Raw genomic sequence first — 887 nt, 5'->3', positions numbered from 1 at the left:
TTTTTATAGGCGTAAAAGAGAATAAGTAAACCCCAACTTTTAGAGAGTATTGGCAAGTTTGTAAGGAGTTAGAGGGAAGTTATTTAGAAACATAACATTTTAAAATCATAAATTATGTATACATTAGGAAAAGTAAAGAGTTTAGATGAAATCACAGGTAAAGATGTGATGGAAAATAAAATATGGTTGTGGGTATGGGAAGCCAATTTGGAAGAAGAGTACCCTGAAGACTATCAAGTGCCTGTACTTGGTATAGACAATATAGACAATTCGTTTGCAGAACCTATTATCACTTTATATGTACAAGGATATGAAGATAAAATGATAGCTTCAGCCAGTTATGATGCTGAGAAAGATATGTTGTTTGCTATTAGTATTTGGTTTAAAGGGGAATGGCATACTATACAGAATGCCACTTTTCTTACAGAACCCATTACTTTTATTTCATCTGTAAAAATAAACAACATAGAAGGACGACAATTTGTTTGTGAAGCAAAGTTAAAGGACAAAGCCTTAGCTAAAGAATAAATTTAGAAAGTGTTCATTCCAAAGTGCAAATTTTGCACTTTGGATTGCACTTTGGAGGACAAACCTCAACTTTTAGAGAGTAGAGTACTGACAAGTTTGTAAGAAATTAGAGAGAATTTATTGAAAACTATTAAATACAAAGAAAATGACAAAGAATGTTACTATTTGGATTTTTAGTGTATTGTTTTTACTGATTACTTGCGTGGGTATCAAAGATTTTTATCAAACAATGACCTACGACGAAGTTTATATTGGTAGTCATTTTGGGGCAGGAGGTCTGATTTATTTCAAAGATTATCCTTTATTATTAGCTGTTCTATTTGGTATTACGGTATTCTTACCTCCTATAAGTGTTGTTA

Annotated in this window: 1 protein-coding gene and 1 pseudogene; both read left to right on the top strand. The window is 31.6% G+C overall.

Annotated features, from left to right (window positions below):
* Positions 1-114: 114 nt before the first annotated feature.
* Positions 115-528 (top strand): hypothetical protein, encoded by a 414-nt coding sequence (locus HMPREF9071_RS11705; RefSeq protein ID WP_009401601.1) that lies wholly within the window; start codon positions 115-117, stop codon positions 526-528.
* Positions 529-673: 145 nt separating this feature from the next.
* Positions 674-887: pseudogene (locus HMPREF9071_RS11700) on the top strand (hypothetical protein); the annotation flags it as partial.

The organism is Capnocytophaga sp. oral taxon 338 str. F0234 (assembly GCF_000192225.1).
Taxonomy (GTDB): Bacteria; Bacteroidota; Bacteroidia; order Flavobacteriales; family Flavobacteriaceae; genus Capnocytophaga.
The sequence above is the reverse complement of the archived record's forward strand: the minus strand, read 5'-3'. Positions and strand labels throughout refer to the sequence as shown.

What these genes read in the sequence shown, in the direction of transcription:
- HMPREF9071_RS11705 (WP_009401601.1), top strand. Translation starts at nt 115, where the DNA reads ATGTATACATTAGGAAAAGTAAAGAGTTTAGATGAAATCACAGGTAAA.